This is a genomic window from Candidatus Bathyarchaeota archaeon, assembly GCA_026014745.1.
Taxonomy (GTDB): domain Archaea; phylum Thermoproteota; class Bathyarchaeia; order Bathyarchaeales; family Bathycorpusculaceae; genus Bathycorpusculum.
This window is the reverse complement of record JAOZHS010000003.1, coordinates 270,915-294,968: the sequence shown is the minus strand read 5'-3', so window position 1 is coordinate 294,968 and position 24,054 is coordinate 270,915. Positions and strand designations below refer to the sequence as shown.

Annotated in this window: 27 protein-coding genes; 13 read left to right on the top strand and 14 right to left on the bottom strand. The window is 46.5% G+C overall.

Annotation, left to right across the window (positions count from 1 at the left end; genetic code table 11):
- Positions 1–21: 21 nt before the first annotated feature.
- The 3 genes from glgP to NWE92_12740 form a co-directional block, all read right to left on the bottom strand.
- Positions 22–1,698 (bottom strand): alpha-glucan family phosphorylase, encoded by a 1,677-nt coding sequence (glgP, locus tag NWE92_12750; protein ID MCW4030501.1) that lies wholly within the window; start codon positions 1,696–1,698, stop codon positions 22–24.
- A gap of 123 nt (positions 1,699–1,821) precedes the next feature.
- On the bottom strand, positions 1,822–2,958 hold the full coding sequence (locus NWE92_12745) for a trypsin-like peptidase domain-containing protein (protein ID MCW4030500.1): 1,137 nt from the start codon (positions 2,956–2,958) through the stop codon (positions 1,822–1,824).
- Between the two features lie 47 nt (positions 2,959–3,005).
- Positions 3,006–4,010, bottom strand: a complete 1,005-nt coding sequence (locus NWE92_12740; GenBank protein MCW4030499.1) for an adenylosuccinate synthetase — start codon at positions 4,008–4,010, stop codon at positions 3,006–3,008.
- A 378-nt stretch (positions 4,011–4,388) separates the two neighbouring features.
- Between NWE92_12740 and NWE92_12735 the strand changes: the two genes are divergently transcribed.
- Both NWE92_12735 and NWE92_12730 read left to right on the top strand, forming a co-directional pair.
- Entirely contained in the window at positions 4,389–4,538 is a 150-nt protein-coding gene (locus NWE92_12735) for a hypothetical protein (protein ID MCW4030498.1), read from the top strand.
- Positions 4,538–4,699: a hypothetical protein gene (locus NWE92_12730; protein MCW4030497.1), complete on the top strand. Its 162-nt coding sequence runs from the start codon at positions 4,538–4,540 to the stop codon at positions 4,697–4,699. Before NWE92_12735 ends, NWE92_12730 begins: the two co-directional genes overlap by 1 nt.
- Position 4,700: 1 nt before the next feature.
- Here the strand turns inward: NWE92_12730 and NWE92_12725 are convergent, their stop codons facing one another.
- Genes NWE92_12725 through NWE92_12715 form a run of 3 tightly spaced genes read right to left on the bottom strand, consistent with a single transcriptional unit; the run spans position 4,701 to position 5,521 of the window.
- On the bottom strand, positions 4,701–5,096 hold the full coding sequence (locus tag NWE92_12725) for a YkgJ family cysteine cluster protein (GenBank protein MCW4030496.1): 396 nt from the start codon (positions 5,094–5,096) through the stop codon (positions 4,701–4,703).
- Positions 5,097–5,147: 51 nt separating this feature from the next.
- Positions 5,148–5,384 carry a hypothetical protein gene (locus NWE92_12720; GenBank protein ID MCW4030495.1) on the bottom strand — a complete coding sequence of 79 codons (237 nt, stop codon included), beginning with the start codon at positions 5,382–5,384 and terminating at the stop codon, positions 5,148–5,150.
- Entirely contained in the window at positions 5,384–5,521 is a 138-nt protein-coding gene (locus NWE92_12715) for a hypothetical protein (protein ID MCW4030494.1), read from the bottom strand. The genes NWE92_12720 and NWE92_12715 overlap by 1 nt, the downstream gene beginning before the upstream one ends.
- A gap of 171 nt (positions 5,522–5,692) precedes the next feature.
- Between NWE92_12715 and NWE92_12710 the strand changes: the two genes are divergently transcribed.
- Positions 5,693–6,100: a hypothetical protein gene (locus tag NWE92_12710; GenBank protein MCW4030493.1), complete on the top strand. Its 408-nt coding sequence runs from the start codon at positions 5,693–5,695 to the stop codon at positions 6,098–6,100.
- On the opposite strand, the gene NWE92_12705 is transcribed toward NWE92_12710, so the two are convergent.
- Both NWE92_12705 and NWE92_12700 read right to left on the bottom strand, forming a co-directional pair.
- Positions 6,097–6,636 (bottom strand): metallophosphoesterase, encoded by a 540-nt coding sequence (locus NWE92_12705; GenBank protein MCW4030492.1) that lies wholly within the window; start codon positions 6,634–6,636, stop codon positions 6,097–6,099. The genes NWE92_12710 and NWE92_12705 overlap by 4 nt on opposite strands.
- Before the next feature lie 86 nt (positions 6,637–6,722).
- A complete protein-coding gene (locus NWE92_12700) occupies positions 6,723–8,084 on the bottom strand; it encodes a M20/M25/M40 family metallo-hydrolase (GenBank protein ID MCW4030491.1) in 1,362 nt (453 codons plus the stop codon).
- Between the two features lie 164 nt (positions 8,085–8,248).
- On the opposite strand from NWE92_12700, the gene NWE92_12695 reads away from it, so the two are divergent.
- On the top strand, positions 8,249–8,758 hold the full coding sequence (locus tag NWE92_12695) for an Lrp/AsnC family transcriptional regulator (protein ID MCW4030490.1): 510 nt from the start codon (positions 8,249–8,251) through the stop codon (positions 8,756–8,758).
- 248 nt (positions 8,759–9,006) lie between these two features.
- Here NWE92_12695 and NWE92_12690 read toward each other — a convergent pair whose 3' ends face one another.
- Positions 9,007–9,426 (bottom strand): HIT family protein, encoded by a 420-nt coding sequence (locus NWE92_12690; protein ID MCW4030489.1) that lies wholly within the window; start codon positions 9,424–9,426, stop codon positions 9,007–9,009.
- Between the two features lie 109 nt (positions 9,427–9,535).
- Positions 9,536–11,974: a PQQ-binding-like beta-propeller repeat protein gene (locus NWE92_12685; GenBank protein MCW4030488.1), complete on the bottom strand. Its 2,439-nt coding sequence runs from the start codon at positions 11,972–11,974 to the stop codon at positions 9,536–9,538.
- Positions 11,975–12,153: 179 nt separating this feature from the next.
- On the opposite strand from NWE92_12685, the gene NWE92_12680 reads away from it, so the two are divergent.
- Both NWE92_12680 and NWE92_12675 read left to right on the top strand, forming a co-directional pair.
- Positions 12,154–12,987 (top strand): hypothetical protein, encoded by an 834-nt coding sequence (locus NWE92_12680; GenBank protein MCW4030487.1) that lies wholly within the window; start codon positions 12,154–12,156, stop codon positions 12,985–12,987.
- Positions 12,988–13,075: 88 nt separating this feature from the next.
- Positions 13,076–13,360: an iron-sulfur cluster assembly protein gene (locus tag NWE92_12675; protein ID MCW4030486.1), complete on the top strand. Its 285-nt coding sequence runs from the start codon at positions 13,076–13,078 to the stop codon at positions 13,358–13,360.
- 80 nt (positions 13,361–13,440) lie between these two features.
- On the opposite strand, the gene NWE92_12670 is transcribed toward NWE92_12675, so the two are convergent.
- The 3 genes from NWE92_12670 to NWE92_12660 form a co-directional block, all read right to left on the bottom strand.
- Positions 13,441–14,211 (bottom strand): ABC transporter permease, encoded by a 771-nt coding sequence (locus tag NWE92_12670; protein ID MCW4030485.1) that lies wholly within the window; start codon positions 14,209–14,211, stop codon positions 13,441–13,443.
- Positions 14,208–15,197 (bottom strand): ATP-binding cassette domain-containing protein, encoded by a 990-nt coding sequence (locus NWE92_12665; protein MCW4030484.1) that lies wholly within the window; start codon positions 15,195–15,197, stop codon positions 14,208–14,210. Before NWE92_12665 ends, NWE92_12670 begins: the two co-directional genes overlap by 4 nt.
- Before the next feature lie 89 nt (positions 15,198–15,286).
- Positions 15,287–16,627, bottom strand: a complete 1,341-nt coding sequence (locus NWE92_12660) for an ATP-binding protein (protein ID MCW4030483.1) — start codon at positions 16,625–16,627, stop codon at positions 15,287–15,289.
- Positions 16,628–16,745: 118 nt separating this feature from the next.
- Here NWE92_12660 and NWE92_12655 point away from each other — a divergent pair, with 118 nt between their 5' ends.
- The 7 genes from NWE92_12655 to NWE92_12625 all read left to right on the top strand — a co-directional run bounded on the left by NWE92_12655 (position 16,746) and on the right by NWE92_12625 (position 22,012).
- Positions 16,746–17,192, top strand: coding sequence for an OsmC family protein (locus NWE92_12655; GenBank protein ID MCW4030482.1), 447 nt, complete (start codon positions 16,746–16,748; stop codon positions 17,190–17,192).
- 104 nt (positions 17,193–17,296) lie between these two features.
- On the top strand, positions 17,297–18,094 hold the full coding sequence (locus tag NWE92_12650; GenBank protein MCW4030481.1) for an ABC transporter ATP-binding protein: 798 nt from the start codon (positions 17,297–17,299) through the stop codon (positions 18,092–18,094).
- Positions 18,091–19,788: a hypothetical protein gene (locus tag NWE92_12645; GenBank protein MCW4030480.1), complete on the top strand. Its 1,698-nt coding sequence runs from the start codon at positions 18,091–18,093 to the stop codon at positions 19,786–19,788. The genes NWE92_12650 and NWE92_12645 overlap by 4 nt, the downstream gene beginning before the upstream one ends.
- 71 nt (positions 19,789–19,859) lie before the next feature.
- Positions 19,860–20,066, top strand: coding sequence for a hypothetical protein (locus NWE92_12640; GenBank protein MCW4030479.1), 207 nt, complete (start codon positions 19,860–19,862; stop codon positions 20,064–20,066).
- Positions 20,067–20,142: 76 nt separating this feature from the next.
- On the top strand, positions 20,143–20,265 hold the full coding sequence (locus NWE92_12635) for a C2H2-type zinc finger protein (GenBank protein ID MCW4030478.1): 123 nt from the start codon (positions 20,143–20,145) through the stop codon (positions 20,263–20,265).
- Positions 20,266–20,346: 81 nt separating this feature from the next.
- A complete protein-coding gene (locus tag NWE92_12630) occupies positions 20,347–20,787 on the top strand; it encodes a YbhB/YbcL family Raf kinase inhibitor-like protein (protein ID MCW4030477.1) in 441 nt (146 codons plus the stop codon).
- Between the two features lie 82 nt (positions 20,788–20,869).
- Positions 20,870–22,012 carry a hypothetical protein gene (locus NWE92_12625; GenBank protein MCW4030476.1) on the top strand — a complete coding sequence of 381 codons (1,143 nt, stop codon included), beginning with the start codon at positions 20,870–20,872 and terminating at the stop codon, positions 22,010–22,012.
- Between the two features lie 48 nt (positions 22,013–22,060).
- Here NWE92_12625 and NWE92_12620 read toward each other — a convergent pair whose 3' ends face one another.
- Positions 22,061–24,049, bottom strand: a complete 1,989-nt coding sequence (locus tag NWE92_12620; GenBank protein MCW4030475.1) for a beta-propeller domain-containing protein — start codon at positions 24,047–24,049, stop codon at positions 22,061–22,063.
- Positions 24,050–24,054 lie beyond the last annotated feature (5 nt).

The window sequence follows — 24,054 nt, the reverse complement described above, 5'->3', positions numbered from 1 at the left end:
TGTGGAGACGTCGTCTGAAGGTTAGAGGTAGGCTTCTGTTACGTATCTTCTCATCATGCGGTGGCTGTTGAAGTAGTAGGCGATTTTGCCGATTGAGCCTTTCATGAGGTGTATCCATTCGTCGCGTCGGTCATAGAAGAGGGGGGCGATGACGTATTCGAGTTTGTTATAAATGTCCTCTTTCTCCGATGCAAAGCAGGTGTTGTCGTCTACGAGGGAGGTGGGTGGGGGTCCGATTGCCCAGCCTGTGAGGTTTTCTATCCAGCCTTCAATCCACCAGCCATCTAACGTGCTGAAGTTGATAACGCCATTATGCGCGGCTTTCATGCCGCTGGTGCCCGAAGCCTCCATAGGACGCATAGGAGTGTTAAGCCAAACATCCACACCGCCAACCATCTTCGCGGCAATATCCATGTTGTAGTTTTCCAAATACACGATTTCTACATCGCCTCTAAGTTGGTCTGCAAAATTGTAGATTTGCTCAATGAGGCGTTTGCCGCCGATGTCGCGGGGATGAGCCTTACCTGCAAAAACGGCTTGCAGCTTGGTTTTTCGGCTAATACTGCGTAGCCGCGCGATGTTAGAGAAGAGCAGGGTAGGCCGCTTGTACTCGGTTGCCCGACGCGCAAAACCCAACGTCAAAACGTCAGGCTCCAAATGGGCGCCCCTCGCCGCGTTAGCATAGTCGATGAGGGTTTGTTTTTGTTGTTGATGCGCCTGCCAGATTTCGCTATCAGGAATAACATCCACCTTTGCCAGCAGCTCAGGCTCAATTGCCCAGCCTGGCAGGTATTTGTTGTAGATTTTTCGGTAGCCTTCGCCGGTCCATGTGAAGGAGTGGACGCCGTTGGTTATGGCGTGGATTTGGTAGCCAGCAAACATTTTGCTGCTGATTTCCTGATGCCTCTTCGCAACGCCGTTAACGTAGTTGCTGAGGTTAAGCGCTAGGCAGGTCATGTTGAGTTTGTCTTCTCCGCCGTATTCTCTGAGAATGGAGAGTTCAACGGTTTCAAGCACAGTTCCGATTAAATCGTAGGTGAATTTGTCATGGCCCGCCTCAACAGGAGTGTGGGTGGTAAACACGCAGAGTTCCTTAACTTTCTCCTCATCCATCCCGTATTTGCGTAGCAACTCTACAGCCAAAAACGCGGAGTGCCCCTCATTCATGTGATACTTGCGTACATGAAAGCCCAGAGCGTCGAGCATGCGTACGCCGCCGAAGCCCAAAATTGCTTCCTGTTTTAGGCGGTAGCGTTCATCGCCGCCGTAGAGGTAATAGGAGATTTCTCGATCCTGCTGGATGTTAGCCTCAAAGTCAGTGTCCAAAAACAAAACTGGAACCGCAGTGCCCGTAACGCCCTTGTACGTGTAGAGCCACGCCTTGACCTTCACGGCGCGTCCCTCGATTTGGACGTTAACCTCGTTGGGTAGGAGCGTCATGAATTGTTCAGGGTTCCATTCACTTGGCAACTCAGTCTGCCGCCCATTTGCGTCTAGTTTTTGTTTAAAGTAGTTGCGTTTGCTAATCAGGGTGACCCCGACAAGCGGTACGTTTAGGTCTGCGCTGGAGCGGATAGCGTCGCCTGCAAGAGTGCCTAAGCCCCCTGCGTAAGTGGGAATATCGTTAGTTAAGCCTACTTCCATAGAGAAGTAAGCGATTTTTTGCCCTTTTAGAACTCCTTCTAGCTGATCTTGCATTGCGTTCGCTCTCCCCTAAAGTTTCCAACTAAACTTCAATGCTCAGGTTGGTTTAATATCTATCTTTCCATTCAAGAAACATGATTTATTAGGCGCAAAAAAGAGAAAATGCCCAAGAAAGGGCTAAGTTGGGGCTGGGCGGGTGCCCAAAGTCAACGTCACATGCTCCTCAACATTGTTACGCATAACCGTCACGTCAAGGGTGTCTCCGGGCAAGGTGTTCTCTTCAATGTAGCTGGCTAAGTCATCGTTGTTTTTGATGGGATGATTGTTTAAGCCGATAATGATGTCTCCGACCTGCAGATGACCATCGGATGGTCCGCCTTTAGTTACGGATTCAATCCGCCAACCATAAGTAACACTCGAACCCCCCTCCTGCGCCAAAGCATAATTCATATCCTGCCCCGTCACGCCCAGATAAGAATGCCCACTATAGGAGCCAGTGTGGACTAACGAGGAGATTTCGCGAAGAATCGTGTTTGAGGGGATGGCGAAACCTAACCCTTGAGAATCCGAAACAATCGCAGTAGTAATGCCAACCACGTTCCCAACAGCATTAAGCAAGGGCCCACCCGAATTGCCCGGGTTAATGGGCGTACTGGTTTGAATGATATTGGCAATAGCAAAGCCGCCCGCGGTGTCCTCAGTGATGGTTCGACCCAACGCACTCACAATGCCCGAGGTTATGGAGCCGACAAGTCCATAGGGGTTGCCGATGGCGATGACTTCGTCACCTTGCCGCAGCGTTGAGGAAGACACAATTGTAAGCGGCTTAAACTCAGAGGCAGGCGCACCATTCACAGATACAGCGGCTAAATCTGAGTAAGGGTCGGTTCCAAGAATTGAAGCGGCGTAGGCGTGGCCGTTTGAGAAGGTGACGCTGATGCTGCTTGTCCCTTCCACAACGTGATAGTTGGTTAAAACCACGTTTTGGCCCTCAAAATTGTAAACAAAACCCGACCCTTGGACGCCTCCACTGTCGGTTACTCCTTGTACCAAAACCACGGAGTCTTTGGAGTTGTTGTAGATGTCTACGGTGGTGGTGCCGTTTTCGACTATGTTTATGGTTTGATACGTTGCGTTTTGTGTGCCTTCCAAAGCAGATAGGCGGTTCTGTAAGTCAGTGACTTGCTTGCTTAGGCTGTTGGCGTTTAGGGTTCCAACAAAATAGATGGCTAAACATCCGACCAGTAAGCCTGCGATGAAAAGCAGCGCAAGGACGCTAGCGTTAGCTTTCCTTGAGTTATTGAACGTTAACATGAAGTTACGCCTCAAAAAAGGAGAGGCGCATAGAGAAATATAAGTTGCTATGCTCGGCGATCTATCAAATCTAATGCTTCAGGACCAGTTCCAATGAAGACCACTGGAACACCTGTGCGGGTTTCAACTTCTTTGATGAATGCTTTAGCCTCTTTTGAGAGATCGTCATACTTGCGTGCACCTTTGCATTCAGGGTAAATTACGTCAAGCTTTGTCATTGCGGCTTGGGTTGCACCGTTGATTTTAGCAGTTTTCTTCGCCAATTCAAAGTCAAAGGGTGCGCTACGGCGGTCTCTACCTGTGCCCGCGGCAGTTTCAAACCATCCTCGTTTGAGCGCTTCTTCTTTGCTGATTTCGCCCGGCAATGGACCTGCACCTACACGGGTTATGAAGGACTTGTAGACTATGATGACGTCGTCAACGCGTGTGGGTCCAACGCCCGCTTCAGATGCGATGGCGGATGCGCCTGTGTCTCGTGCAGTCACGTAGGGGTAGCCGCCGCCCAAAAACAATGACAACATAAAGCCCTGTGTTCCTTCTAAGAGCACTTTTTTGTCTGCGTCTAAGCCGTCATTGATTTCGGTGATGCTGTCGCAAACAAAGGGTTTGAGTTCAGGAATGTCTTTGGCAAGTTTAGCGGTGCGTCTGGCGCGTTCTTCGATAGCGGGTCCGACGCCCCAGCCGGTGGTTCCGATGCCTTTGTTGATGGCGCTGATTTTGTCTTGGTCGCTGTGTTTCTGTTCAATGATGGATGCGTTTTGGTCTATGCCGACGCGTTTAGGGTCGACTTGGGTGAGTTCGAGTTCTTTTTGGAATTGTCCGATGTGGACGTTTGCGCCTGCTGCAATTAGTAGGCGGGTTTTTGGGTTGATGAAGGCTGCTGGAACCATATGGAGCGCATATTTTTTGCCTTCATACCAGATGGTGTGTGCTGCATTGACGGATCCGGTTCTTACACAAAAATCGAGGTTGTCTTTTAGAGCTAAGTACGAAATTATTTTTCCTTTGCCTTCGTCTCCCCAGAAGGCACCAACGATGACTGAACAAGGCATGTAGATTCCCGTCCTTTAGGGGTTTTTTAATTATTTAAAGTTGTAGATTATTTCTTGAGTTTTATACGTTTGAGCGCTTTTTATCTTCTTGAATGAGCTGTGCCAATCGGTAGGTAACGAATGCTGAAAAACTGCGGATACCATTTTTTATCGTGTACTCATCACGAATTTTTAGCCACTCGGTAAAGAAGTAATCATATACTTCTGCTTTAACCGTGATGGTTTTGTAGCCCTTCTTCGGCGTGTTATCTCTCCCCTCTTAGCATAGTAACCGAACGTACACTAATATAAGGTTTAACAATACTTAAGGCATTTTGCCAACAATTACCGACAATTATATATTGATAAGTACCGTAAAGTACGGAGAGATGATAGCTTTTGCCAAGAAAAGGCTATAAATGCATAACCGTCAGCGAAAAAATTCATGCTGAAATAAGCAAAAAGGCCAAGGATTCACACCTTACCATGAGAGAATATATTGAACATTTGATGGCAAAAGAGAAGGGCGCCAAAGAAGGAAAAAGTTAGTGACCATAAGGGTCGTTCAACAAAACACACGCGTCGCTGAAGTCCGAATCATATGTGATATTTGCGGGAAACTCATTGGTACAAGCCTAATCCCCACGGCAGAACTCGAATCTCAAAAAAACAAAAAAATGACCTGCTGCAACTGCAAACAACAGCAATAACCTATACTGATTCTTTATTAGACCGTCGAACTGACGCCTCAGCATCAATAACTTCTAAAAGCTTCATAACTCGTTTACCCTTCACATGCTTCTCTTGAGGCGTAATGGAACCTCTGGATTGGCAGATGCTGTCCAAAATTATGCCCTTGTCCTCGTCTAAAATGACTGGGTAAACTCTACAGCCAGAAGGTCTATCATCATAAACAATGCATCGATGCTTGCTGCGATCATAGAAAACACAGTAACCGTCACGATTTTTTAGCGTCGCATAACCCTGCTCGTCAAAACGGGCAAACTGTTTTTGGCTAAAGCCCCTTTCCTTTAAGCGTTTGATGTCTTTTTTGGAAAGTAACATTTCGGTTTCGGTGCAGCAGACTCCGCAATGTGAACAACGCATAACGGTGAATTCGATGTAGCTGTATTTTGCTTTTACTGCCTCAGAGAACGTTTATGCGTGGTTTTTTATGATGCTTATGTTGAGCATTTCTGCCCAAGCGACATTTCGAAGGGGCAAACGTATCGCTTTGCGGTTTTTGTTAGCGTATTCTATTAGTTTGCTGTTTTTTCCTTCACCTTTGCGCAGGGCTGTTACTTGGACGTTAACGATTACTGCTCCGTCTTTTAGGTGCAGGTTTACGTTTTTTCCGATGTACGAACGGGCGCTGTTAGCACAGAATGTTTCCATTATGCCCATTCCTCTTGGTCTGCGATTTTGTTCCAGCATTGTTGGCAGATCGGTAGGTTTTCGCCTTTTACTTGGATGTAGAGTTTTATGTTTTCGCTTGTGCAGGTTTCTTTCCAGGGGTTTTTACAGTGTTCCATGTTTTTCGCCTTGGATTGCAATCAGCTTTTTTTGCTTTTAAGCAACATGCGCAAACAACTACCCGCGGCAGGGGAGAGGGAAGTGAAAGTGAAACGTTTATACGGCTCTTATCGCTGACTTTTCTTGAGGTTAAGCATATCGATACTATTTTTATTATCTTGCTGGCAAGCTTGAGTATACAACTCTTCGTGTTAGCCCTACTTTTCTATGGTTATTGGCTTTATCGACACAAAGTGTTTCGCAAGCACGGCATTGTGATGGCGTCGGCGCTTTTTGTGCATTTAGCCTCTGTTATTGCCGTGATGTTGCCCTCTTTTGCCTTTGCAATCTTGCCTGGCTATATCGCTGTTAGCCCCGCTGGTTCAACATCTATATTTAGCATTGTTCACGGCATTCTGGGTGCGGTAGCGATTGGACTCGGATTATGGTTCGTAGCGTCATGGCGTTTCCGCAAAGACATCCGGGGTTGTTTTGGGAAAAAAAATCCAATGCTGATAACTCTGTCCGCTTGGGTAATGACTCTTATAATTGGAATCGTCGTTTACGGAAGCCTATATTGGAGCTTATTGATGGGTTAGAGCTCAATGATTTGGGGCGTTATAGTTTCTTTGGTGACTTTTAGTAGAGCCACGGATGGTTTACTCATGACGGAAACGGGATCCGTGGGGCTTCCCGGATTAATGTAGAGCACATTATCCACCCATTCAACATTAGCTAGATGGGTATGCCCGTAAACAAAAACGTTAAAGCCATTTTCGATTGCGGTTTTGCGCAAACCATTTGAGCCCTCGCCGAGTGGGTCATGAATTACACCGATTTTCCAGTCAAAGAGTTTGAGGCTATTCATTTTGGGAAACGCTTCGACAACTTCGGTGTTGTCCATGTTACCTTGAACCGCTAAAACTGGCGCAATCTGCTCTAATTCATCCACCACAGACAAATGAACTAAATCGCCTGCGTGGATGATGTAGTCTGCGTTTGCGAAGATTTCAAAGACCCGCTGAGGAATGCACATTGCACGTTTGGGGACATGCGTGTCCGAGATTAAGCCGATGGTTTTGGTGGCTTGGAAGTCGGGAGTTTTTTTGTTGGTTAGTGTTTGTTCTCCGAGCATACTTGGTTATCCTTGATTAGCCAGCTTAAGTGTAGTATGCGTTTTATCAATAAATAGTAACCTGTTGGCTTTAGGAAAAAAGATGATTAGGTCAAAAATCTCTTGACCGCTTCATATAGCACGCTTGTCCCGAAAACCAAGTTTTCGATTGTGATGCGTTCATCTATGCCATGCATGCGCCGTTCCAATTTATCGTTTGGTTCATCGGGACGCATTGGCTGGACCCCGTAGCATACGCTTCCGGTTTCACGGAAAAACCTAGAATCAGTACCGCCAGTGGTAAGGGTTGGTGTAACGCCGCAAGTGGGCTCCAACTCATGCAGCACATCCGAAATAGCCTTGTAGAGAGGTGTCTGTGTGGTGGATTCGTTGCCATCATGAATTTGAATTATTTCAAAGGTCAGTTTGTCTAAGCCGATGTCGCTAAGCAAGGACTTGATGGTTTCCAAGGTCTGTACCACGCTTTGACCGGGCAAAACGCGGCAGTCGAATGTAGCTTCACATTCAGACGGAATGATGTTTTCTTTGACTCCGCCGTTGATGATGGTTGGAGTTAGTGTGGTTTTGATTCGGGGGTCAATTTCTTCCGCAAGCACATGGTCTATTTTAGCTATTTCTTTGAGGTTTTGTGTGCTTTCTTGAGGGTTAGCCAGCAACTTATTGAGGGGCTCGTCAAGGTCTGGGTTGAGTTTTGCGGCTTCTGTTAAGAACTGTTTAAGGGTGGAGACGTAGAGAGTGGGATGCTGGTATTGGTTGAGTCTGTCAATGACTTTATTGATGCGCAGAATCGCATTGTCCGCCATGTTGGGCGTAGAGCCATGACCGGGGGTGCCTTTAGCCTTGATTTTAAACCACAAAATCCCCTTCTCAGCAGTTTGTATCGGGTACAGGTTGCCTTTCTTTTGAGGAATAGCTAAGCCTGCGCCTTCGTTGATTATGTAGGGGCACCAGACTTTGTCTTTGTGATTGCGTAGCAGGTAGCCTGCTCCGTCTTCGCCCCCGCGTTCCTCATCGGCGGTTGCAGCCAACACAACGTCGCCCTTTATTGGCACGTTGTTTTTCTTGAGGAGTTTGAGGATGAAAACTTCGATTGCAACCATGCCTTTCATGTCGTAGGCGCCTCTGCCATAGACATAGCCATCAGCTGTTATCGTACCCCCAAAAGGAGGTAAACTCCACTCTTTGGGGTTAGCGGCAACAACGTCGAGGTGACCCAACAAGAGCAGGTTGGGTTTTTCGCCTGAACCCTTTAGCCTCGTGATTATGCTGCCTCTGCCGGGAGCAGACTCGATGACTTCAGATTTAAAACCGTCGCGCGCGAGGTATTGAGCCAAAAAGTTGGCTGCGCGAGTTTCGTTTCCTGGGGGGTTGGTGGTGTCTATTTGAATTAAGTCGCTTAGGAGATGTGCGATTTCTTCTTGAATATCTGTTAACATGGGGACGGGCATGGTTATATGCGCCTCAAAGTTTTTTACAGAGTCTGTTCTCTTAAGTGTATTGTTGCGTAGACCGTAACTTCTGGAAGGATTTTTTGGTTATTTAACAACCATGTTTATATATGATGGCAAAAAATGCTATTGAGCAACAAAATTAATGAACCAAGTTGATTACAATGAAAGAATTGAAACCAATCGATTACAAAATACTGTTCGAGCTAATGAAGGATTCACATAGAAGCGACAGGCAACTGGCAAAATCTCTTGGTGTTTCGCAACCCACGGTCACCCGAAGACGCGCCATGCTTGAAGAAAACTTCATTGAAGGCTACACTGTAATTCCAAAGTTCGGCCAAATCGGCTTCGAAATCTCTGCCATTACTTTTCTGAAAAGTAAACTAAAGCACCAAACTGGCGAAGAAAGAATCCAAGGTCTTCAGAAAATGAAGGAATGGTACACTAAACAAACTAACGTCATAATGGTCATGGAAGGCCGCGGCATGGGCTGGGACGCAGTTTGCATCTCGTTGCATCAAAACTTCGAGGACTTCGCGACTTTCATTCGGGCGCATGATTCTGAACTTTCTGAGTGGGTGGTTGAAAGCCAAACATTCAACACTGACTTGAAAGGCGGAATAGTGATTAAACCGTTCCATCTAAAATATCTCGCAACTTCTAAACAGTAAGCAAGAGCAGTTAAACCAACTTTTCTTTCCTTTATTTTTTAGTTAAGCACACGCTATAGAAACAAAGTCTACCCTACAATTTGCTTGTTATCCAAGCTGGATGAATCAGAAGTTTAGCGGCGGTTAGCTTTCTTTAGGAGCCGTTTCTTGGGCAATTTTGGTTTTTTGACTCTTTCTGCGTCGGCAGTCAAACTTTTCATCCAACCCCAAATATTGTACGTACACAATATAAAATTATGCACAAAAAATCAAAGTTGCTGACGAATCTTCATAGCAATCGCGTCAAGCGCCGAGCGCTCTACAACCTTTAAGTCACTAAAATGAGGCAACCCTGTGCCCTCAAACCTTGGCACGACATGCACATGAATATGAAAGATATCTTGCCCAGCGGCTTTGCCATTCTGCTGAAAGACGCTAATCCCCTCGGAGCCAGTTGCTTGTTTTACGGCTAAAGCAACCTGTTTGGAGACCGCATGAATTTTGCTGAGTATGTCGGTGGGGGTGTCGAATATGTCTATGTAGTGGTCTTTGGAGATGACGAGGCTATGTCCCATATGGAGGGGACGAATATCTAGAAAAGCCATAACGTCCGCGTCTTCGTAGAGTATACTTGCAGGGGATTTTTTTGCAACGATTTGGCAGAATATGCAGTTTTCTTCGCTCTTCACCGCGTTATTGCACCTTGAGGAGTATTGAAATGGTTCTTATGAATTAATTTTTCTCTTGCAAAAGGGATGGTTTTTTAAAAAAAGAAAAAAAGAAAGTGGTTGGTTTTGTTTATGGTCGTTTTTTGAGGGTCAGCAATATTGCTGCGCCGATGATGGCGATGGTAATGATGATTGCGATGCCCATGCCGATTACGTACGTATCCGTTGCTGGCTGAACAGGGGTCGGTGTGGGTGTGGCTGTTGCTGCGGGTTCTGAGACGATTGCGGTTGTTTCAGCAGATGAACTGTAGTATGAGTTGCTGCCTTTGAAGCTGGAGATGATGGTGTATTGGCCGGGGACGTTTGGAGTTTCCCAAGCGTATCCGTAGTGGCCGCTTGCATCGCTTACAGTGTCTCCTAAGTGGACATAGTTGCCGTTGGGGTCAATGGCGTCGATTGATACTGCAACACCGTATGCGTCATAAGGTTTGGTTTGCTGCATGTAGAGGTATTCCATCCATTGGGTCATGTATTCGTCGCAGATTGCTGGTGTGTCAGGTGCACCTGGTGATTGGTCCAGAACTGAGCCTTGAATGACCATTTGTGTGCCGACTGTTACTTCAGTCATTGGTGCAGTTACTGATGTTGAGGTCTGACCTTTGCCGATGCTGTAGATATAGCCATCATAGTTGTTGAATGCTGTTAGGTAGCCGTCCGCGATTGCGGGGTTCTGCCACCAGCCAGTTAGGTTCCAGACTCCATTGCCTGTTGTAGCGTTAACGCTGTAGATTCCTCCGCCACGCCACATTGGGGAGTTAGGACTGTGTTCGCCGGTAGCTGCATAGACTTTGTCGTCAGCGATTGCAAAGTATCCGCCGCCTAACGGGTAGGTTCCGTAAGCTGTTTCAAATCCTGCGTTGCCAGTACTGAAATCCCATAGGTGGTCGCCTGTTTCTACATCGTACGCATGGACTTTTCCATCATAGGCAACTGAGTAGAGGGTGTCATAGGCAATTTGTGGGTTTGAAGCGCCCAGACCGCCTGAGCTGGAAGTGTACATACCCCATGCATTGTCATATGGGTCCGTTGGTCCCCAGGATAGTTTGCCCGTTTGGATGTTGTAAGCGTAGAATTGCATTGTTTCCTGTTGGAAGAACATGAAGACACCGTTTCCGTTGGGGACAACGAAGTAGTTTGGACGCATTGCAACGTTGCTTGTAATGTTGGTTACCCACATTTGGTGCCCGTCTTCCAGTGAGTAGCCTACTGCTGTGATTGTGGTGTTACTCGCTTGGCCCGCTGTAACGAGAACGCCTTGGCCGATGGTGGCAGCACTGAGACTAGTTGTTGGGGTCATTAGTGGGACAGTTGGGAGGTCGGTTACGTTCCATTGTATGCCTGCTCGCCAGTCTTTTGTTTGTCCGATTGGGGGTCTCCACTGCCAAGCGTTAGTTCCAGTTGTACCGGGGTAGTTATACGCTGCGTAGCTTGAGTTCCACATTGCAAGCCAATGGTTTCGGCTGTTAAGTACGTAGACAAGTAATTCGCCGTGTTCACCAAAGGTCATTCTGCCTGTTGAAGCGTTGGCAAGTGTCAAGAGCAGGTTTCCTGTCAGGGGGTCATACATACGGTATGTTGATCCAGTCTGCCAGAGGTATGCATAAGCTCCGTGTTGGTTGGGTGATTCGTAATCAAATACTTGACCGCATGAGAGTGTTATGTTTTGGTACCAGAGTTGTTCGCCAGTGCGTAAATCGACTGCAACTGCTCCTCCGCCTGATCCACTGTTAGCGTTTGGAAGGTTGTAGAATAGGACACCGTTCATGATGATTGGTGCGAATCTTCCTTCGTAGGATAAGCCAGTGTAGTATGCGACGTTACTGTTGTTGCCGCCGACTATGCCGCCCCATTGGAGTTGCTTATTCCAGACAATGTGGGCAGATTCGGGTGCTGTTGTGTAGGGGTTGAAAGCTCCCTGAGAGGTTGCGCCGGATCCGAAGGTTAGGGTTATGCCATACCAGTTTCCGCCAATCATCGCCCATTCTCGGTTTTCACCGTAGATGGGGCGACTCCAATAGTCGGTTGGTAATGCACTCGATGGATAGTAACCTACTTGTTCCTCAGTGACTGTTAAGGTAACTGTTGGGCTAACTGATGCTTTATAGTGAAGGCCGTCGATTGCATCTTGTCCGGGGAATGAGAATACGAATGTGTAGTTTCCTGTTTCAGTCGGAGTGTATGTGAAGTATCCTGAGGCTACTGGATCAGAGGTAAAGGGTCCTTCGTGTTCAACTTCACCGTTTGGTTTGGTTATGTTAACGTAGTAGTTAAGCCATGATGTTTCGCTCCCGTTTGTGAATACTGGTGGTAGGACATCAAGCCACATGACGACGGTGGCGGTTTGGCCAACGCCGATGGGGTTAGGTGCGACGTTAATGAAGGCATAGGTTGGTCTGTCAGCAGCGGCAGCTAGAGGCATTGTTGCGGTAAACAACGAAATTGCCAATAGTGAAATTATGGCAATTCCGGTTAGGGTTTTATTCCTTTGTATGTTTGTTGTTTTAGACATTTTTTCGCCTTTTCTCAATTTAGAACAAAAAAATTTACTATATCCTGTTCTTAAACGGGTGAACTGTATCTTGTATACATACCAATCATCCGACGATACGTGAGGTAATTTTATATGTGAAAATTATGCGACACTATCGCCAGTCAACCAACTAAACGGTAGGTTGAAGAGGCAAACTCATGCCCGACAATGATACAACTGGAAAAGACGGGGAATTTTTCGTTAATGCGGGATTAACCGAAAATGAGACAAAAGTCTATTTCACGCTTAACAGGGTTGGACCATCGAGGATAGGCATAATCGCAAGAGAAACTGGCATTCAAAGACCAAATTTATACAAAATAATCGATTCATTAAGCCTAAAGGGCTTACTCACTAAAGAGATCAACTCACCCATTGTGTACACAGCTGCTGCTCCTCGTGAAGCTGTAAACATGCTTATTGAACAGAAAAAAGCACAATTGTTACACCTCGAAAAAATGGGAAAAATAGTCGCAGAAAAATTGGAAAAGCAATCAAAAATACTTTTGGGGAAAGACAACACCATTCAAGCAAACAAGTTTATAATGATTTTTGGAAAAAAGGTTATCCTAAACAGACTAAGAACATCGCTTAAGGAAACACAAAACAACCTGCATGTTATAACTTCAAAAGAACGATTTTCGGAAGCAATCATAACCTTTGCAGGTGAATATGAGGCTGCATTGGAACGGGGCGTGTCAATTCGAATTATTGTAGAAGATTACCAGCCAACGAAGGTAGCTTCAAAAATAATCGAGAAGCTAGCTAACAACCCCCGTTTCGAGATAAGATTTCTTTGCCCTCCCGCAGCGGTTGATACAATTACCTCTATCTCTGACGGCAAAGAACTTTTCACCACCATATCTGCAATAGCAAATATCCAAGAAGTTACAACCATGTGGACAAATAGTGTTAGTTTCATATCAGTTATGCAGAGCCATTTTGACGCCAAATGGCTAAAAGCTCAATCCGCCCCTAAAGTTCCCGTCTGATGAACGCCAAAAAATTTCGTAGGGTGCAAGGAAGAATAATTTATATGGCGTTATCCGTTTAATTGCATATTTAGGATGAGTTTGTGCTATGACTGAGATTGAAGATAAAGTGCGTCAAGCAGTCGGCAAAGTCGTAGACCCCGAAACTGGTCAAACTTTTGAGGAAATGCATATGATTCACAGCGTCAAAGAAACCCCCGCGGGCACCGTAACCGTCGAGTTTGTACCTACCAGCCCTTTCTGTCCTATCGCGTTTAAACTTGCCGCCGACATCAAAGCATCAGCCACATCAGTTCCCGGCGTACAAAAAGCAATCGTGCTCTGCCTCGGGCACGCCATGGAGCAGCAAATTAACGAAATGACCAATAAGTAGCAGTTCCATCTTCCTTTACTTGAAAAGCAACACTTTTAGTAACCGTATCTTTTGCTTGATTTTTGTTTTCTCCGTTAGTTCTATTTCATGCGGCTAAATGCCCAAGTTCCAACAACAATCATAACAACATCAAAGGCTGCGACGACGGCGAGGTCTACGCCTAAGGTCTGGATTTGCAGGGGAACCCACGCCTCGCCTAACGTGACGTGTCTTAGTGCGTCTACGCCGTAGGTTAGCGGGTTAAATGCTGCTATGTCGGTTAGCCATGTGGGCAGGTTGCCGCCTTTGAGGGGGAATAATGCGCCGCTAAGGAAGAACAGGGGGAGGTTCACGAAGGTTTGGATGGCGCCGAATCCTTCGAGGTTGCCCATGAAGCTGGCGATGGTTAAGCCGATGCTTACTAACCCAAAGGTGATGAGCACCATAATAGGCAGGGCATAGAGCACGGTTATGGGTTCGATGGGTATGCCCAACGCTAAACCTATTACGAATACGATTATGCCCTGAAAGAGCGCATCTGAACTGTCTCCCACCATCTTGCCGAGGAAAATGGTTAAGCGGGAAACGGGAGCAACCAAAATTTCCTTCATGAACCCGAATTCCTTATCCCAAATCACATTTATTCCCATAAACATCGACGTAAACAGCAAGGTTTGCCCAACGATGCCTGGCAGAATGACTTGTTGATAGCTTAAGTTTGATGGTAAAGTGAAGCGTGCACTAAAAGCCGCGGCGAAAACAACTAGCCAAAGTATGGGTTGTATGAAGCTTGTTATGATGCGGGTTCGGTCACGGTAGAATCGCTTAATTTCACGCAACCACAACGTGTAGAAGCCGCGGATTTCACTCATCGAATAGCCCTCCTTCGTGCAGCCGCTTGCCCATGTAATTCTTTGCTGGATTCTTCCCGAATCGTTCGACCCGTATAATGCAAAAAGACATCTTCGAGGTTAGGTTCACGTAGCAGCAGCGATTCAACATAGATGTTGTTCTGGGTTGCTAACTCCATGATGCGTGGCATTATCGCTTTGCCGTTGCGCGCAGTAATTTCCAATGCGCCATCCACAACAGTGGTCTTAGTTAAGCCCAGCCACTTGCCCACTAACTGCGTCAATAACTCACTGTTGTTTGAGCGCACAATTACCACGTCACCTTCAAGTGTGTCTTTGAGTTTTGAGGGGCTGTCAAGGATGACGAGTTTGCCATGGTCGATTATGCCTATGCGGTTGCTTAGGCGGTCAGCTTCATCCATATAGTGGGTGGTTAACACGACGGTTATGTCATGATTTTCTTTGAGTTCCCGTATGTACTTCCAGATATGGTCTCGGGTTTGTGGGTCTAAACCTACGGTGGGTTCATCAAGGAAAAGCACTTTGGGATAATGGATTAATCCGCGACCCAACTCAAGGCGGCGTCTCATGCCCCCGCTATAGGTGCGCAATAAATCGTCGGCGCGGTCTTCCAGTTCAACAAGTTTCAGAATGCGACTTATACGGTCTTTTTGTTCCGACGCGGGGACGCCATAAAGGTTAGCGTGCATGAAGAGGTTTTCTCTGCCAGTCAAGCGATCATCAATGCTAGGGTCTTGGAAGACGATGCCGATGGATTTTCGGACTTTGTTTGCTTCACGTACTATGTCGTATCCGTTTACTGTTGCTGAGCCCGAGGAGGGTTTTAGGATAGTGCAGAGCATCGAGACCGTTGTGGTTTTTCCTGCTCCGTTGGGTCCAAGTAAACCGAAGATTTCGCCTGTTTCCACTGATAGGTCGAGTTTGTCTACGGCTTTAAAAGAGTTGTATGCTTTGGTGAGTTGATGCGTTTGTATTGCGTTCGGCATGATGGGCTTCTTCTTTTATGGATTGAACTGTGGAGTCATTTAAGGTTATTTCGCTTCCAAAACGTTCCCCGACGGAGCATGCTGGCTCATCATTTTGCGTTGCTTGCGAGGGGTAAATCGACATGGAAGGTTGTTCCTTCTCCCTCTTGAGTCTGGAAGCTGATTTGCCCGTTGTGCGCTTGAACTATTCTTTGACTAATTGCTAAGCCAAATCCCATGCCTTTAGCTTTGGTAGTGTAGAGTGGCTCAAAAAGCTTGTTTTGGTCTTCAGGCGAAATTCCTGGTCCCGTGTCGCTAATGGAGATTCTAAGGGCATTTGGGGTTTCGTGACTGGTTAGGGTTAATTTTCCGCCGTCAGGCATAACGTCTATGGCGTTTTTTATTATGTTAATGAAAACCTGCTTCATTTTAACATAGTCAAGGCTGATTTGAGGTTCATTTTCGGTTAGGTTTATGACTTCAACGTTAGCAGGGATCTTAAGCATTGATAGAGCATCCTGAAGGAGAGTTTTGGGGCTGTTTTTCGGGGTTAAGTCAAGGATTACGTTTCCAGAGTAGTCGATGAGGTCATTGATGATTTTGTTTGAGTATTCAACGCTTCGTTCGATAATGTTGAGCATTTCTTTTCCGGTTTGGTCGAGTTGTTGACTGTATTTTTTTCTCAAAAAGTAATTAGCGTTAGATATGCCTGAGAGGGGGTTACGGAGGTCATGGCCAACCATGGCGGCGGTAGCTCCTACTGCTGCGAATCGTTCTGTGATTTTAAGTTCTCGTGTACGTTCCTCGACGATTTTTTCAAGCTGCTTTGAATATTCCTCAAGAGCAGTTTGAGCCTTTTTGCGTTGTAGGAATTCATTGAAATTTCTGTGACGGTAGGCATGCATTTCCCATGAACTCAACCCTGCAATTATGTTGGTTATAAATAGTGTGAAAATTGTTGTAAAAAGAACTGGCGCGTTTGAGGGGTGTACAATAAAGACTATGATGAAGATTTCTCCAATGGTTGCAACTGACGAGAAAAAACTTTGATATATGAAACGATAAGGCATAACGAGGTAGAATACCCAGACAGAAATTATGGTTGTCATGGCTTGAGCAACAAAATCGGCGGGTCTAAGCATGTTTATGAAACCGCCGCCAATCAAACTCACCATTAGAACCAAAAAGACTGAGCGGTCATATGTTTGGGCGTTTTTGATTTTATGAATGTAATAGATGGCTGCGCAAACAATGGATATGATTGCTGCTCTTAGGCTTAGCAACGTAAAAAAGAATGGCGAAACCCCGAAGAAGAGGTAATCGTTAACAAGGAAACCCGCCACGATAAGCGCGGTGAAAACAAGCGCTACCGTCCCGTTCTTTAGATCGTCTGGAAAATAGAACTTCCGATATTCTGTATCCTTCTCAATAGTATTAAAGTCTGGTAGCATAGCAGGCGAGCCCTTGCTTGAACCATCGCTTCAAAGGTATTAGAAATTTTCCCTACTAACACAAGCTGCCAAGTTATTCTCAAAAAATATAAATCGCGGGGGAAGACCTTTATTTCGGATGAATTTTATGCCAGAACTTGATTTTGTTGGAGTCGCCAATTGGACTGGAGGAGTTGAATGCACCCTCTCAGCGAGAGGCAAACAACTTGCCACAGTAAGTCCGCCTCCCTCGTTTGGAGGAAAAGAAGGCTACTGCACCCCCGAAGACATATTCGCCGCAGCATTAGCATCATGCATCAACACTTTGTTTCTGTTAATTGCTAAAAACAGCCAACTGGTGCTTAAAAATCTCGAAACTAAAGCTACCGTGAAGATGAATGTGGAGGGCATGGAGAAGCTGATTTTTACTGATGTGCATTTCGAGATGAAGGTGGGTTTGGTGGAGGATAACGAGCGGGAACGCAAGAAAGCCATGATGGTTTATGGAATGGCCCAAAAGATCTGTCCAATTCGGCAATCTTGGGGCGAAGGCGTACCGATTAGTTTTGAGTTAAGTTTTGTTTAATCAAACCGTTTATCCTTTATTTTTCCCTCTTTTTGTGTTTAGGGCATTTTTTTCGTGTTTAAAGTAGGAAATACGCATTAGGCTTAAATATTGAGTGCTTCTATTTGCAGACTGAGCGTGCAATAACATTGGGTAGTCAATATGCCGTTGATTTGAGAGGCGTTACTAAACGCTATAACGAACTAGTAGCAGTAAACAACATTTCTTTAACAGTTAACACTGGCGAAATTTTTGCGCTCTTAGGTCCCAACGGGTCAGGGAAATCCACCACCATGAAGATGCTTATGGGATTGGTTCCACCTACCGCGGGGCAAGTAACAGTGTTGGGGCTTGACGTGCAAAAAGACCCTGTTGCAGTTAAACGTCAAGTAGGCTACGTACCCGAGTCACCCACTGTCTATGAATTCTTAACGGGAATCGAATATCTCGACTTCATCGCAGACATCTATGAGGTATCACCCGCGGATAAGCAGCAACGCATAACTGAATACCTCAAAGCCTTGCAGCTGGAAGGCCGCGAAGGCGACATGATAAATAGCTACTCAGACGGCATGAAAAAGAAAATCAGCCTCATCTCTGCGTTCATCCACAAACCCAAACTTCTAATTCTCGACGAGCCCCTAAACGCTCTTGACCCTCGAAGTGCAAGAATAGTTAAGGATTTCCTCTATGAACTCAAACAGCAAGGCGTCACCACTATCCTCTCAACCCATGTGCTTGAGATTGCTGAGGCTGTGTGTGACCGCATAGCCATCATGTATCAAGGTAACATCCTAGAGTTAGGCAACATGGAAGAGCTTCGTCACCGTGCCAGTTTGCCCGGTTCCGGTTTGGAAGACATCTTCCTGAAACTAACTGGTACAGGCGATTTACGAGCTGTTGTTGAGGAACTCTTGAAATGAACTGGAAAAACATCATGCTCCTGCTTCGGGTGGAGCGTAAATCCGGCAGGCTAATTCGAGGCATAAAAATCACCCGTTACCATGAAAACAAAATCATCGCCTATTGGCCTTACTGGGTTGCTGCAGTTATCGGTGTCATAGGCGGTTATTTAGCTAGTGTCCTTACTGCCGCAGTATATGCTGACCCTCAAGTAAGCACGGTCTTTCTTCCTCTATCTGAGGCGTCTGTAGGCATATTCGCCACGTTGCCCACGCTTGTGCTCCTATTTTGTGTCATCTTAACTTTGCTCCAGCAAATTCAGTTAGCAGGCATGCGCGCCACTACACAAATCAACTATTGGTTACCCATCACTTGGAAAGAACAAACTATGGCTTCTATCCTCTCTAACTTGTTAGGGTTCCCTCTTGCGATAGTGACTGGTATGACGGCGGGCGTGATTGTGTTTGGAGCCCTTAATGGTATGGCGTGGCAAGCTATCGTGACGTCGCTTGCAATGTTTGGGGCAGCCTTTATGGCGAGTGCCACCACAGAAATCGTGCGTGTCCTCCAAGTCCGCTTCACTGGAGCAGTGTATAAGTCCAGCGGCAAAGCAGCCGTCTGGGTCCGTTTCATCGGTTCACTGCTGTTCTTCTTGTTCTTCTACGTGATTTACTTCTCCTTAACTTACGGTTCCTCAGCGTTCATTCAAGGTTTCGCGGCGATTCAGAGCTCTGCATGGTTTGTGCCCTTTGTTTGGCTTGGCATAACTCTAACCTACCTGCTAAATGGCGTTGTCTTGCTGGGTGTCCTATTTGTTGCCTTATCCGCGGTGTTCATAGTTGCTCTCTATTACTTTGCCATTTATCTAAATCAGCGCTTTGGACTCTATGAACCCCCCGCAATCAGTATCCAGAAAAGCGGCGCCGCATACGTACCCAAAACTGGGTTGCTGGGCAGCTTGGGCTTTTCAACTGTGGAAGCAGCCATCATCCGTAAAGACATACGCGCTTTCACTCGCAGACGAGAACTAATGGGCATATTTATTGCTCCGATAATCTTCGTTTTGATTCCCATTATGCAGTCAGTTAACTTAACCACTGAAGGCGTACCTGCTTTTGTAAACCTCATGTTCTTGGGTATGTCATTTATGTTTCCGGTGGGTATAATGGCTATGAGTCTTGGTACTGTCTTGATTGGCGAAGAAGGTCAAGCCGTATGGAGAATCTATGCTTCACCGATTTCGCCTAAAAGCTTAGTGAAAAGCAAGATGTTCTTCATAGTGGTCATGTCGATTTTGGTGCTAATTATTACGGGTGTCGTCGGCACAATATTCTATCATCCTTCGCTTCAGGTCACAATAGTTAGCTTCATCGAAGCCGTCTTTATCTTAATGGCGGTAGGCTCAATTGCGCTTACCGTTGGCTTTAAAGGAGCTGATTTCTCGGTGGCGCGTCGTACCCGAATGATCCGCCAAGAATGGTCATTAATAGGCTTACTTGTATGTGGCCTTGCTGGTGTAGGCATTTTAGCTCCCCTTGCACCCTATGTGATTTCGATACTTACGGGTTCCCTCTTCACTCTTATCCCGACCACTACAACAAACTTGGCGATTTCAACTGCAATAAGCGGAATCATAGCGTCAGTGATAACGGTGGTATTCTACCGCGTCAACATTAATAGTGCAAAGGAGCTTATTCGGCGAGCTGAGGTGTAAGTTACAACTTTCCCTTGGCAAATTATTACTCATTTTTCAGTCACATTTAAAAGCGGTTAGGAAGTAAACGTATGCCTGTTTGTGATGCTATGGGGAATAACGGAAAAGGAACCATATTCAGGCGCAAAGACGACCGATATCTGCTCTATTTGCCTGTTCGTGTAGTTGATGATAGCATGTTCCCGCTTAAATGCGACGGCTCCATGCCCGTTAAAGTCAGTTTCAACCCAACCGAGGGCAAATTGATAGTCGAGAAATGGACAGAAGAAAACCCGTAACTCGTGGCTGTGCTTTTACAGTCACATATTTTTTTAAACATTTATTCGCCTAAGGCTTGGCAAAGAGGACCTAAAAGTGTATGAAACCTATAAGTGCCCAATCTGCAAAGCCGAATTCCAAACCCCCGAGGAACTCCGAGTTCACCGCATGACCCAACATAAAGTTCAGAACTACCAAACAAAAACAGACATGGTTTAGGAATTGGGCAACTAAACCCTGTAAATAGTCTTTCACCACATATTTATTCCCTAAAAGCAGTATGTTAACTGAGGTTTACCCATGAAGACCATAACCGTGAAAAGCCCCGCTTTTGAAAATATGCAGCTTATTCCCAAAAAATACACCTGCAAAGGCCAAGACATCAGCCCTCCTCTAACAATGGACGGGTCCCCTGAAGGCACCAAAAGTCTGGCTTTAATCGTTGACGACCCAGACGCGCCACGCGGTACATTTGACCATTGGGTAGTCTGGAACATTCCCCCCGCAGACGTCATCGCCGAGAACGCCACCACCCTAGGAACACAGGGTCTAAATGGCATGGGACTAAACGGGTACACTGGTCCTTGTCCACCATCGGGAACACATAGGTACTTCTTTAAAGTCTACGCCTTGGATACCACGTTAACATTAAGCGTGAAATCATCTAAACGCGATCTTGAACGAGCAATGTCTGGGCATATTCTGGCTGAAGGCGCATTGGTTGGTTTAGTCAGCAGATGACTTCTGCGTTTTTGGCTGCTTGGTAAATAATGAAACATTAAATACCGTGTAAGGGGATTATTTGCATGTTTGGTTGAATCTGTTGAACCAAAAACTCCTCTTCGCGGCCGCTGCAGCATTAATTGGGATAGTTGCGTTATCCGTGTTTTTAGTAGTTGACCCATTGAGTCCCAAAGGTGCTGACAGAAAATTCTACGTCGGCGTCGACTACGCATACAGCAGCAACATCGACGAATTAAAAAAGCTGGTTGATAAGGTTAAGGATTATACGAATTTTTTTGTGGTCGGCTCGATTGAGCTTTCATTTAACAGGACTGCGCTTGATGAAGCATGTGACTATGTGGCTGCGTCAGGGCTTGATTTTGTCGTTTTTTTCACCAGCATCACCGAGTACCATTATAGTGATGGTTACACCATAACGCAGTGGATGCTTGATGCGCAGCAAAAATATGGCGACCAATTCCTCGGCATCTACAAGATAGATGAACCCGGCGGGAAACAGCTTGAAGCCGGTCCCTCCATGATAATCAACGACACCGCCACCTACAACAAAACCTCACAGTACTACGTCGCCAACCTGTCACTTATGATCAACTACTACTATCCTTACACTCCCCGCATATTCACTGCGGATTTCGCCCTAAACTGGTTTAACTACAAAGCCAACTACACAGGCATATTCGCAGAGTTCGTTGGCAACGAGAGCCGCGAACGCATCATCGCCCAGAACCGCGGCGCCGCCACTGCTTTTAACAGGGATTGGGGCGTAATCATAAACTGGAAATACGACCAATCCCCCTACCTTGAAAACCCCGAAGAACTCTACAACGACCTCGCCCTAGCCTACAGCGCAGGCGCAACCTACGCATTCATCTTCAGCTACCCTAACATAACCGACCATGGAACCATGACAGAGGCGCATTTTGAAGTGCTGCAAAGATTCTGGAACACCCTCCAATCCGACCCCGAGAGCCTCGGCGAAAACACCGCACAAGTCGCATATGTGATTCCGAGGGATTATGGGTTTGGTTTTCGCCGCGCCGAAGACCACATCTGGGGTTTATTCCCCGCCGACAACTTGTCCGCAAAAATCTACAATGACATCCAAACCCTCACCCAACGCTACGGGGCACGCTTCGATATTCTCTATGATGAACCAGAAGTTATAGAGCCCATTTTGGAAAATTATTGTACAGTTTACTATTGGAACCAAACCATAACTTGATAAACAGGTTTTTTGGTTAAAAATTTAAAAAAAATAAAGTTTTTTGGGTTAGTTTAGGTTGATGGTGGCGATTTCTGAGAGGTCGCTTAGGTTGTTGAGTTTTACTTGGCTGTTAGATATTGTGTAGAGGACGTTGTCGATGTATAGGCTGCGGGTTATGTAGCGGTTTGTGTCTAAAGTGCCAGCAGTGTGGGTTATTGTTCCTTTGAGGGTGAAGCCTCCGTCTACGCTGACGTTGAATACGTAGGCGCCCTGCCATACTTGTTCCCCATAGGCTGAGCTTCCCTGAGATTTGTATGCGTCGTTGACTATGGCTAAATTAACGGGGATTACAAGTAGCCCTGAGGTTTTGTCAAAGAGGAAAGCATGGGGGTCTGAGAGGGCTGAGGAGTCTGTGCCGCGGTCACCTATCGTGTAGTTGGAGAGCAAACTGGGGTTGTTGACGTCGGATACATCAAACAGCGCCAGCTTAAGACCTTGATACCACGCAAAGTCTTCGTTCTCTGCAGCTACGGTTTCTTTGCCCAAGCCTATGAGGTGGGTTTCGTCGTAGGGGTGGAGGTAGTCGGAGTAGCCGGGGATTTTAAGTTCGCCCAACACACGTGGATTTTCAGGTTGACTGACATCAATTACGAAGAGCGGGTCAGTGTTTTTGAAGGTGACGAGGTAGCATTTGTCGCCCATAAACCGCGCCGAATGCAGGTTCTCGTTCTGCGCTAACCCCTCCAGTTTTCCTGTTATTGCGAGGGTTTGGTCGAGGACGTATACGTTGTTCATTTTGGTTCCTGCCTGGTTGTTTATGGCGTCTGTGGTTATGCCCTGCCAATTCGTCGCTAACCGCAGATAGCCATCGTATTCGTCCATGGCGTACTGGTTTATGATGGAGCCGGGGACGGTGCCTTTGGCTTCGAAGGTTAATTGTAGCCCATTTATGGCTATACGGTAAATCGAGGTGTAGTCGCCGTTTGAGTCCCACATGGGGTAAGTTACGTAGATGTTGTTTGTGGAAACATACATTGTGCTTGCACCGCCCATAACCACGGTTAGGTTTGTTGGCGCCACCGCTGAATCTGCAATGTTGATGCCATAGAAACTGGTGAAGGTGCAGTAGTTTGAGTCATTCATGTCCGCATAATAGATGTTTGAGGGTGCAATGGAGTTTTCCTGTTTTCCCCTAGACATGGTTGGTAAGGTTACGGTGTCGCCATAAACAGAGGCGGGTTGACTAACTACAGTGTAGACGTCGTTGCCTATCATGCGGGAATTAAAGTAGCTGCCACTTACCGTGAGGTTCTGCGTCAGGGTGGGTGTTGCCTTGTTTGTGACATCATACACATTGAGGTAGGTGTAGACGTCGCTGTGGTATGCTTGGAGCATTGTGTTAGATGAGCGGTCTGGAGTTGCGCCGCCCGCGAAGGTGTAGGTTTCGTATTTGCTGGCTAAAACCACCAGTTTAGAGCCATCGTCGCTTAGGTAGAGACCGGCGGGTTCGGTGCCGTTGCCCAACTGAATCTTGGAAACTACCGCGGGGTTTTGGGCGTTAGAGTCTAAAATGTAGACTGAGCTGTTGGCTTGGGGGTAAGACTCGTAGGTGTAGTATCCGTAGGTCTGGGGGGCGGTGACGGTGAAGATGTATTGGCCGTCGGTTTTGACGGTGTCTGCTTCGTCGACGCCGGAGACTTGTATGTTGGTTGTGGAGTAGGCTTTGCTGTTATCTGTTTGGGGCGAGTTTGCTCCCAAGGTTCCCTCTGAGGCTGTGTAGGCGGGTTGAGGGAGAGGCGTGGCGGTACCGAAAAACCGTTCATCTAGGGGTCCACCGCCGTAAGCCCAACTGTTCAGGGAGTTTTTGGAAACAAAGTTGGTGAGTTCCGTCATGGAACTAAACGTCTTCATGTTGCCAGTGAGAGGGGATTGGTTTGGAGGATAAATCAAGGGTGCGGCGCCGAAGACGTATATGGTTGACACTAAAATAATTGCAGAGAGCACTGCGGTTGTCCCGTAGAGGAAGCTTTTTTTACGGATTTCTCGTTGTACCATGCCAT